The sequence below is a fragment of the Sphingobium sp. FG58 genome (genome assembly GCF_057809055.1).
On the sequence record NZ_JBMDJF010000012.1, the window covers coordinates 80248 to 90632 of the forward strand.

The following is a 10385-nucleotide window of genomic DNA, read 5'->3' on the forward strand; positions in this document are numbered from 1 at the left end:
ATGCCACTTACCCAATGGGACGATTATTTCATTCACCAGACAGGTGACACGCTCGATACTGTGGCGAACAAGAGCGAGAGCTTCATGGATCGCTGCTGGTTCGGCTGTCACGGGCAGGATGGCAGGACCTATATCGCCGCTGGCCTTGGCACCTACCCCAATGTCAGTGGTCATGGCGTGATCGACGGTTCCTTCTGCGTGATCCGCGACGGCGTGCAGCATAATTTTCGCGCATCCAGGCATATCTCGCACGAGGGCGATGCCACGGATCGCAACAACAGCCATGTCGGCCCCCTGTCGATCGAGATCATCGAACCGATGAAGCGGCAACGTTTTTCGCTCGGCGAAAATGCCCATGGCATTTCCGGCTCGATCGACTTCACCGCCCGCGCCGCCCCCTTCCTCTATAACAAGCTCGATGTTCCCAGCCATCCGATGACCCATTTCACCCAGATGGGTTATTTCGACGGGTCGATCACGATCGAGGGCGAGACGATCGAACTGAACAACTATGTCGGTGTGCGTGACCGTACCTGGGGCGTTCGCGGCAAGGGATTGATGCGCCATGTCGAAGCCTATTTCTGGATCATGGGGCATTTCGATAATTGCAGCCTCAACTTCACCTTCTTCCATGTGCCCGTCGAAGGTAATGACTACCTGCTCGAGGATGGTGCGATCATGCATGACGATGGCCGCGTGACCCGGCTGGTCAAGGCGCGGCATCGCTTCCACTTCAACGAGGATACCACGGCACCGGGCAGCACCCGGCTGTGGGACGAGGCCGAATGGGAGTTTACCGACGAGGACGGCAAGATCTGGCGCCTGGAGGCCAAGGGCATCCAGCAGCCCTTCTACAATGCCGGCCAGGGCTATGACGACCGCCATGGCCTCGACCGGGGTCCTCTCCTCGTGGAAGGCGAACGCTGGGACTTCAATCAGCCCAGCCTGTTGAAATCGCTTCGGCGCAGCGGCGATGACGATCGCTGGCATTTCGACATCCAGGATCGTCTGGTGACGCTCACACTGAACGGCATCGAGGGCGTCGGGCTGGTCAACAATGTCTGCGGTCCGCGCGAAGGCTGGGCGTATAATCCGACATTGGCCGACTGAAATGAAGCACGACGGCGGGTCCGCGAGCCGGGCTGACCCGCCGTCAGTTGATCGGAGATAATGTGTGAAATTCTGGAGCCTCTTGTCGCAGGTGGAAGACGATCAACTGATCGACTGTGCGGTCTATTGCGAGGAACTGGGTTTCGATGCGGTTGGCGTCTCCGACCATGCGTTCATCCCCGAAACCATCCAGTCACGCTATCCCGCATCGCCGGACGGCAGGCCGTTCTTCACCATTGAGCAGAAATGGTCCTTTCCCGAACCTTGGGTAGCTCTGGCAATGATTGCCGGCGCGACCCGGCGCATAAACCTGATGCAGAGCATCTATGTTTTGCCGCTTCGAGACCCGATCGAGGTGGCGAAGGCGACGGGGACCCTCGCTACGCTCAGCGGGGATCGGTTGCGGCTATGCGCGGGCGTCGGCTGGATGAAAGAGGAGTTCGACGTTTATGGCGTCGACTTCACGCAGCGTGGCAAGCGGACCGACGAGATGATCGCTGTGATGCGCGCGTTATGGACGGGTGAGATTGTCGAGCATCGCGGGGTGTTCTTCGACTTTCCGCGAATGCGCATTCTTCCTGCGCCAGGTCATGTTCCCGTTATTGGGGCGGGCCCAAGTCCTGCTGCCATGCGTCGCGCGGCCACGCTGTGCGACGGCTGGATGGACGCTGGCAACAAGGTGGACGACATGCCGCCGCTTGTTGCGTCTCTGAATGAGATGCGTCGGGCAGCGGGACGAGACCATCTTCCGTTCGAGATCGTCATGATCCTCAACGGCGAGTGGGACGTCGATGCGTTTCGCCGTGCGGAAGACTATGGCGTGACCGCAATTCAGTTGCTGCCTCCCTTCTATCACTATCAAAGGCGCACGTCGCTGGATGAGAAAAAACGCTATCTGGATTCCTTCGCAGAGAAGATATTGCGTCACTTCCAATGACTGTCAGGTTGGCGAAACGAGGCTATCTGCGACACCGGTATGGCTGCAACCACAAAGGCATCGAATGAGCCTGACCGTAAAATATAAGGAGCGTCAGAATGAAATTGGGTAAAATAGGCGTGTGGGTGGCGCTCGACGGGCCGATCGGCTTTTTCGAGAATGACCAATCCGCTGAATTGGGACGGGCCACCGCACCGCGTATCGCGAAATTTGCGCGGCGCGTGGAGGAACTGGGCTATGCTGCGATCTGGATGCCGGATGGCTTCGGTCGTGACTCTTTTATCGCCTCGTCCCTGTTGCTCGCCAACACGCAGGAACTGGTTGTCGCCACCGGCATATCATCCATCTACTCGCGTGATCCCGTTGCCTCGGCCGCAGCTGCCGGTGCTTTGAGCGAATGGTCCGGCGGTCGATTCATTATGGGCCTGGGCGTATCCCATCGCAAGGTTGTCGAGGGGATACGCGGGCATGATTATTCAAAACCCGTATCGGCGATGCGCGCCTATCTCGACGGCATTGCAGCGGCACCCTATTATGCAGCGCCTCCAGCCGAGAAAACGCCTGTCCTGCTAGCGGCCCTGAGAGGCAAGATGCTCGAATTGTCGCGTGATCACGCAGACGGCGCGCACACGTTCAACGTCACGCCGCAACATACGGCCCAGGCGCGGGATATTCTGGGTCCTGGCAAGCTGTTGTGCGTCGAGCAGAAGTTGATCCTCGAAACCGACCCCGTAAAAGCGCGTGCTATCGCCAGAGCGGAACTGGAACTCTATCTCGGCCTGGACAATTACCTGAACTCCTGGCGTGCCATGGGATTCAGCGACACGGACTTCGCCAATGGCGGCTCTGATCATCTGACGGACTCGATCATAGCCTGGGGTGACGAAGATGCCCTGCGGAAGCGCATTCAGGAGCATCTCGACGCCGGAGCGGACCATGTCTGCTTCAAGCCGGTCGGGCCGGACAATAGCACCGATATGCGCATCGTCGAACTGCTCGCCCCAAACGGCCACTGAACACATTATCAGACTAAGGTGTTGATTGCCGCTGATAGGTGATGGAGTGGAAGAACAGCACGATGCGGTGCTTCTGGGTGGCGGCGATCAGCCAAGAATCAGGCGGTTTGCGACGCCATCAATGTGTTTTTCGGCAGAGCCAAAGCCGCCGGTCAGCCATCGCCAGCGGCAGCTGTTCGACCGCCCATCGCCTTGCCCGGTAGCTGCCGTTCCGGCAGGATGATGTGGACAAAGGAATGTGTCCAAGGAGATCAAGGTGCCGTCTATCAGAGTTGGGATCATCGGCATGCAGGTCGTCGCAGTTGGGGCGCGATCGCGCATGTGCCGGCGCTGAGGGCGGTTCCGGGCTACGAGATCAGCGCAGTAATACCACCCGTCGGGAGAGCGCCGCTGCCGCCGCTGCCCACTACGGCATTCCTCATGCCTTTGTTGGACACGAGGCGCTCGTCTCCTCCCCGGACGTGGATATAGTGGTCGTGACCGTCAAGGTTCCAGCGCACCTCGAACTGGTTACGGCGGCAATGGCGGCCGGCAAGCACGTCTATTGCGAGTGGCCGCTGGGCAACGGCCTGGCCGAAGCCGAGCAGATGGCGGCGCTGGCCCGGTCGAGCGGGGTTAAGGCGGTTATTGGCCTCCAGGCCCGTGTTTCGCCGACGATCTGCTACGTGCGCGATCTCGTCGCCGAGGGCTATGTCGGTGACGTCCTGTCGAGCAGCCTGATCGCAGCGGCTTGGCTTGGGGCGCGATGGTCGACATCCTGAACGCCTATACGGCAGATCGAAAGAACGGCGCGACGATGCTATCGATCCCGGTAGGGTGGGTAATTGAAAGCTGAAAACACCGCTTACGCGCGTCATCGTCAACAAAGCGCTGATGGCCGCCTATCAGGTGGCATCCTCTGACCGGAAACCGCCGCGGATTCGGCAAGGTATCCACGTTCAGTTCCGGTCGCCCGACGGGGCTGCTAACCAGTCCCAGCCTCTTCCTCATTGAACTTATCGGCCTCGTGCGCAGCCTCAAGGGGTTGCGAAGGAGGGGGGGACAAAATTGCCCGCAGCGCTACTTCGAACCCCGCGGCAATAATTCCGGGGTCGCTCGCCGGATGGGTGCTCGCGTGCAGCGACAAAGCCCGCGTCATCACGAGCAGCGTCTCGATGCGCCCGTCGATTTCCCTTTCCGTGAGGCCTTCGAACACCGGCGCCACAATCGTGCGAACTGCGTCTCTAAATCGGTCATCGACGCGCGCAACCAGTTCGGCGACTCTAGGATTGCGTGCCGCTTCCGCCAAGACCGCTTGTGCGAGCGCTGCCCGGTCATAGTCAAGCAGCCATCGCACATCATTCAAGTATCGATCAATGAGCGCACTGATGCTCAGATTCCCGAGTTCATCCGGATGTGTGATGTGCAACATGAATTCTTCAAAATCGCGCTCGGTCAGAGCGATCATGATTGCTTCCTTGCTCTCGAATATCTTGTAGAGGTGCCCAACGCTCATCGCTGCTTCCGCGCAGATACGGCTTATGGTGGCTGCGTGAAAGCCCTCGGCGATGACGCATGCGCGGGCGGCGTCGAGGATCTGGTTTCGGCGATATCTCGCGAGCTCCTCCCGTCGTGATGCCGCTGCCGTCGATTGTGCCATTGCCACCTTCCTCGCCGCTCTTCGCGGCAAAATCTCGAATCGGATAGGCCTTACAATTTTCCCCAAACGAATGAAACTACATAATATAGTGATTGATCACTCTATATAGCGAGCGATCACTCTATTGTTGTTGACTCGGTGCTGGGCCTGTGCAATTCCATAGTGAGCGGCTCAGTAACATGGTCGACAACCGGCACCCCGGTGCGCCGCAAATGGGGTGTTTTGATATAGGATGAGGTCCAAGGGATGATTGGTTTCGAGCACGCCGAGTTGCGCTCCTATTATGATGAGCTCATGGAGTTGGTGGCGCGTAAGGAGCCGACGCTCGCACCCGATATCCTCAAGGTTCCCGTGACGGATTATACCGATCGCGAGCGTTGGGAACGCGAAGTGAAATTCCTTCGGACGACGCCGATGATGCTCGCATTGTCGAGCGAACTGCCCGAGCCCGGCAGCTATTGGGCAATGACCCGGCTCGGCGTGCCAATGCTCCTGACGCGATTGAAATCTGGCGAGGTGCGGCTGTTCATCAATGCCTGCCGGCACCGCGGCGCCAAGGTGGTCGAGGAAGGAAAGGGCAAGCAACCGCGCTTTACCTGTATCTACCATGCCTGGACATATGGGCTGGACGGAAAGCTCCTGGCATTACCCGAGAACAGGATCTTCGGCGACGTCGACAAGAGTTGTTATGGCCTTACCGAGCTTGCCGTCGAAGAACGCGCGGGCCTGATCTGGGGGATGCTCACCCCCGGCGTTCCGCTTGGTCTCGACGAATATCTGGGGCCACAGATGGCGGATCTGTTGGCGAAATGTCGTCTGGACCGCTTCCAGGTCGTAAACCAGATCGAGCTACCGGCGGCGAACTGGAAGCTGGCGTTCGAAGGCTATTGCGAATCCTATCATTTCATCAGCCTGCACGCCAAGAGCTTCGGAAGTTTTGTGATTCCCAATGTACTGAAGTTTGATAGGCTGGGTCTTCACAACCAGTTCCTGACGCCAGTTCTCGGTATTGATAAATGCGATCCCTCATCGACCGATGATCTCAAGCGCTATGTGCAACTCGCCTTCACCTGTTTCCCTACGACGTTTTTTGCCTTTGCGAGCGACACCGCCTTTTCGAGCGAGCGGGAAGCCGGGGTCGAGCCGGTAGAACGGATTTTCATCAATCAGGTCCTGCCCGGCGACAGCCCGGAAACGTCGATAACCATCTCTCGCACCGTGGTCAGCACCGATTTCATCGGGACGCCAATTGAGGAAGAGACGCGGCACTGGTCGATGATGACTCACAAGACCGTGCGCGAGGAGGATTATCCGGTCGTCCAATCCACGCAGGACACATTGCTCTCGGGCGCACAGGATCATCTCACGATAGGGCGCAACGAGATCGCCATTCATCACCTTCACCAGACGTTGCACAGGGTTCTGGGCGATGAGGCCCTGAGCGGACGCCGCAACCATGCTCCAGCTATTGCATAATGCACGGATCCGAAACTTTGCGAGAGACGACGCGCAATCGTTGGCCAGGCGATCCGGCTTTTTGGTCGATGATTTGCGGCGACATGATAGTTTTTGGTGTCGTGTTCAACATTTTCATGTGGGACCGTTCCCAGAATGTAGGCACTTTCATCAACGGAAGTCGGCATCTCAATGAGGCAACCGGGATAATATTTACGCTCCTGATGCTCGTCAGTTCGTGGTTTGTTGTCATGGCTTTGCATTGTGCGCGGCGCGGTCGAAGCCGGATGGGTATCGGAATGGTCCTCCTGGCGCTCGCAAGCGGCTTAGCATTTTGCATTATGAAGCGTCCCGGGATTTCCGGAGGCGGTTTGGTTTGAGTCATGCGACCATATCGAGGTCCTTTGCGGCGGCATAATAGTTGGCTCGGCCTCGGTAGGCGGAATGTGGCCGATGGGTCCGAACAGGCGATGGTTGTTGAACCAGTCGACCCAGCGCAGGGTGGCCATCTCGACGCTCGAAGCGGTCGGCCACGACCGCTGCCGCCAGATCACCTCGGCTTTGTAAAGTCCGTTGATGGTTTCAGCGAGGGCATTGTCATATGCGTCTCCAACGCTGCCAACCGACGGCACCAGATTGGCCTCGGCCAAGCGCTGGGTGTAGTTCATGGCCAAGGGCGGATTCAACCGGTCGTCGCAACACCAAGAAATTGGAGGTTGCGAACATGGCCGGTCGAAGAGCATCAGAACGCTGCACCCGAGAGAAGCTGCATTCACCCGGGCGTCCATCTGCTTGGTTGCGTGAGCATCATCGTCGCTTCTGGCAGTCCATCGCCTGCGGGCGTACGAGCGAGGAGGCTGCTGCGGATGCTGGTATTTCGACACCGCTCGGACCGCGCTGGTTTCGGAGTTCGGGAGGTATGCCGCCAAAACATCTGGCGCCTTCGGCGCCTGCACCCAGCGAGAGATTTCTGACCTTTCGCGAGAGGGAAGAAATCGCCATCGCACTGGCCACGGGATCGGCGATCCGTGCGATCGCGCGCAAGCTTGGGCGCTCGCCCAGCACGATCTCACGCGAAGTCCGGCGCAACGCTGCCACTCGTGGCGGCAATCTGGATTATCGGGCGAGTGTCGCGCAGTGGCATGCTGAACGCGCGGGTCGGCGTCCGCGTCCGAACAAGTTGGCCAGCAATCCTGCTTTGCGCGCGTATGTCGAGGAGCGCCTTGCTGGTCGGGTCACGAATGCTGAGGGCATCGGCTTTGCCGGGCCTGACGTGGTATGGAAGAAGCGGCGCGCCGTGCTTCGACAGAGTCGGCGCTGGTCGATCGCATGGAGCCCAGAGCAGATCGCCCATCGGCTGCGGATCGATTATCCGGAGGATCCTACCATGCGCATCAGCCATGAAGCTATTTATCAGTCCCTGTACATCCAGGGACGTGGTGCTCTGCGCCAGGAGTTGACGGCTTGCCTGCGTTCGGGCCGAGCCCTTCGCGTGCCGCGCGAACGAACACGCGGTCGCGGAAAATCCTTCGTTGATGACGCCATCATGATCAGCGAGCGTCCCCCGGAAGTGGAAGATCGCGCTGTTCCAGGGCACTGGGAAGGTGATCTTATCCTGGGCCTGCATAGCTCGGCGATCGGCACCCTCGTCGAACGCAGTTCGCGATTTACAATGCTGCTGCACCTGCCACGCGAGGAAGGATATCAGCGAGGGCAAGGGGTCAAGAACGGTCCGCCGCTTGCCGGGCATGGAGCCGAAGCCGTCCGCAAGGCCATCGCCGAATCCATGCGGGAGTTGCCAGAGAAACTCCGTCAGTCGCTAACCTGGGACCAAGGTGCCGAGATGGCCCAGCACGCAACGCTCCGGGTCGACAGCGGACTGGAAATCTACTTCTGCAATCCGCAAAGCCCGTGGCAGCGTGGCTCAAATGAAAACACCAACGGCCTGCTCCGCCAGTACTTCCCGAAGGGCACCGATCTCAGCCGGCACTCAATAGGGGAACTCGAAGCAGTTGCTCACGCCATGAACACGCGACCGCGAAAGACGCTCGGATGGAAGACGCCTGCAGAAGTCCTCGACCAGTTCCTAGTCCCGCAGTAAGAAGCGGGTGTTGCGACGACCGGTTGAATCCGCCAAGTACGCCCCTGTCGCTGTGATGGATCAACCCGTCCGCCGCGCTGGGCCGCCGGGCATGGATCGCCTGCTCCAGCGCATCGAGCACGAAGGCGGCTGTGGCGCTGGTGCTGACTTTCCAGCCAACGATACGCCGGGCGAAGGCGTCGATGACAAAGGCGACGTAGACGAAGCCGGCCCAAGTGTGAACGTAGGTGAAGTCAACGACCCACAGCGCGTTGGGGCGTGTCACCTTGAACGCGCGGTTGACCTTGTCGAGCGGGCACAGCACCTTGGGGTTGCTGACGGTGGTTATCGTCTTCTTCCCGCGCCTTATCCCCGCCAGCCCCATCGCCCGCATCAGGCGCTCAACGGTGCATTTGGCGACCTTGGTTCCCTCACGCCGCAGCTGGTGCCAGATCTTGCGCGTGCCATAGAGACCAAAGCTGGCGGCATGCGCTCGTTCGATCTGCGCGCGGAGCACGTCATCACGCTGCGCACGCGCCGACCGCTTGCTGGCATCAGCAAGACGGGCGGCATGTTCGTGCCAAGACGATGGGGCGACTGCCAGTTCGCGGCAGATCGGCTCGATCCCCAAGTCCTTGTGATGGGCGTCGATGAACGCCATCATCATCTTCCGGGGCGGTCGAGTATCCGTCTTGGTCAAGGCCGTTTTGGCTGCCAATCGCGCCCTTTCACGCAGCAAGGGGTTTGCCAGAACGACGATGCGACGCATGACGGCGGTGATTGCGACCTTTTTCGCTTTCCTCGCATTGACGAGCTGCTGATATTTGGCGCGCAGATCATGATTGAAGCGAATGGCGACCAGCCCGGGCATGTAGATTGCTCGCCGAAGTGATGCCCGGCCACCGATAATTCGCTCTTTCCCCTGCCACTTTCCGGACTGCTGCGTCATGGGCGCCAGCCCAGCCAGAGCTGCGATCTTCTTGCTATCCAGAAGACCGAGTTCGGGCATGTCGATCAGCATCGTCGTCGCGGTCAATCTGCCAATCCCTGGAATGGTCATCAAGCGCCTGACGCGCTTATCAAGGGTTCCATGCTGCTTGGCGATCTGGGCAATCACTTCATCCAGCGCTTTGATGTCGGTGTCGATGTCATCGATACGGCGGCACAGTTGTTCTCGAACCAGCGGGTTGGTCGCTGTGGCGAGGCGTGTCTTTGCCGTGATCTGATCTTTGACCAAAGCGCGCCGGGCTGTCAGCAACTCTCTGAGATCATAGACATCTTCGCCTTCGGTGCCTTGCGGGGTCAGGTCAAGAACGACACCCATGCGGGCCAGCATTTTGGCATCAACGCTGTTGGTCTTGGCCAGTCGGCCGATCGCCTGCGCAAAGCGCCGCGCTTGCTTTGGATTAACCTTGATGAAGGGGCGCAAGACCAAGCTCCGCACGGCACAGCCCCCGCCGCTACCCAGCAGTTTGCGGTGCTGGGCAGCGGCTCCCTTTTGCCTCAGGAGCCAAGGATTCTCATAAGACAAGCTCCGCCTGCGCAAAATATGCCGACGCCTTATGAGACCTGTGCGCGGGTGGGTGTAGATCACTGAGACGCGTTGTTTTTATCGTTGGCCGGTTGCGGTGAAGCAGTCTCGCCACCGCTATGGTCGGAGCGGTTGCGCTATTCATGCTTGGGCGGCGAGAATGTTCACGGTGCGCTTGAGATTGTAGGCGATGGCGGTGAGGTGGACTTGGATGGCGGCCCTTCGACTTCGCTCAGGAGAGCCTTTGGCGACCGTCACTGCCTTGGATGTGAGCTGCGCTGTCACAGTCGTGAACAGCTGTCGATCCAGCTTATGGGCGACCAGCTCCTTGCGAAAGCGCACGAATGCCGTCCGCTCGGGCGTCGCCTCTGTTCCCGAAAATCCACAGAAGCGACGAAAAGAGGCTCGATCGTCGAGCGCATCAGCCAGCTTCACATCGGACAGATCGTACCAGATCGAGAGAAGCAGGGCCTTGAACATCGCGAGTGGTGGCCACGCCGGCTCGCCTTTGGTCGCCGAATAAAGCCGATCCAGAAGGACCGATACCGGCTCCCAATCGATCGTATCGCTCCGGTGAGGGCCGCCTTGCGGTGATTGGCTGATATTTCGAGATGGCA

At 59.4% G+C, this 10385-nt stretch carries 8 protein-coding genes, 3 pseudogenes and 1 other annotated feature; of the genes and pseudogenes, 6 read left to right on the plus strand and 5 right to left on the minus strand.

What is annotated here, in order from left to right:
* The 4 genes from ACODR8_RS14510 to ACODR8_RS14525 all read left to right on the plus strand — a co-directional run bounded on the left by ACODR8_RS14510 (nt 1) and on the right by ACODR8_RS14525 (nt 3824).
* Nucleotides 1-1110, plus strand: a complete 1110-nt coding sequence (locus ACODR8_RS14510; protein WP_489007909.1) for an Rv3169 family protein — start codon at nt 1-3, stop codon at nt 1108-1110.
* 64 nt (nt 1111-1174) lie between these two features.
* Entirely contained in the window at nt 1175-2047 is an 873-nt protein-coding gene (locus tag ACODR8_RS14515; protein WP_489007910.1) for a TIGR03619 family F420-dependent LLM class oxidoreductase, read from the plus strand.
* 98 nt (nt 2048-2145) lie between these two features.
* Complete coding sequence (locus ACODR8_RS14520) at nt 2146-3063, plus strand: TIGR03620 family F420-dependent LLM class oxidoreductase (RefSeq protein ID WP_489007911.1); 918 nt, start codon at nt 2146-2148, stop codon at nt 3061-3063.
* Between the two features lie 236 nt (nt 3064-3299).
* Nucleotides 3300-3824, plus strand: coding sequence for a Gfo/Idh/MocA family protein (locus ACODR8_RS14525; protein ID WP_489007918.1), 525 nt, complete (start codon nt 3300-3302; stop codon nt 3822-3824).
* 203 nt (nt 3825-4027) lie between these two features.
* Here the strand turns inward: ACODR8_RS14525 and ACODR8_RS14530 are convergent, their stop codons facing one another.
* Nucleotides 4028-4702 carry a TetR/AcrR family transcriptional regulator gene (locus ACODR8_RS14530; RefSeq protein ID WP_489007912.1) on the minus strand — a complete coding sequence of 225 codons (675 nt, stop codon included), beginning with the start codon at nt 4700-4702 and terminating at the stop codon, nt 4028-4030.
* Nucleotides 4703-4948: 246 nt separating this feature from the next.
* On the opposite strand from ACODR8_RS14530, the gene ACODR8_RS14535 reads away from it, so the two are divergent.
* Nucleotides 4949-6178 (plus strand): aromatic ring-hydroxylating oxygenase subunit alpha, encoded by a 1230-nt coding sequence (locus ACODR8_RS14535; RefSeq protein ID WP_489007913.1) that lies wholly within the window; start codon nt 4949-4951, stop codon nt 6176-6178.
* A gap of 360 nt (nt 6179-6538) precedes the next feature.
* Here the strand turns inward: ACODR8_RS14535 and ACODR8_RS14540 are convergent.
* Nucleotides 6539-6831, minus strand: a pseudogene (locus ACODR8_RS14540) (integrase core domain-containing protein); the annotation flags it as partial.
* A gap of 50 nt (nt 6832-6881) precedes the next feature.
* Here ACODR8_RS14540 and ACODR8_RS14545 point away from each other — a divergent pair.
* Nucleotides 6882-8258, plus strand: a complete 1377-nt coding sequence (locus ACODR8_RS14545; RefSeq protein ID WP_489007914.1) for an IS30 family transposase — start codon at nt 6882-6884, stop codon at nt 8256-8258.
* Nucleotides 8259-8295: 37 nt separating this feature from the next.
* On the opposite strand, the pseudogene ACODR8_RS14550 reads toward ACODR8_RS14545, so the two are convergent.
* From ACODR8_RS14550 to ACODR8_RS14560, 3 genes and pseudogenes are all read right to left on the minus strand, one after another.
* Nucleotides 8296-8985 (minus strand): annotated as a pseudogene (locus ACODR8_RS14550) (IS3 family transposase); the annotation flags it as partial.
* Nucleotides 8827-8941 (minus strand) — a sequence feature (AL1L pseudoknot). Its footprint overlaps the pseudogene before it by 115 nt.
* A gap of 81 nt (nt 8986-9066) precedes the next feature.
* Nucleotides 9067-9831, minus strand: a pseudogene (locus ACODR8_RS14555) (transposase); the annotation flags it as partial.
* Between the two features lie 78 nt (nt 9832-9909).
* Nucleotides 9910-10385 (minus strand): transposase (locus ACODR8_RS14560; protein WP_489007915.1); only part of this gene is annotated, 476 nt, incomplete at its 5' end.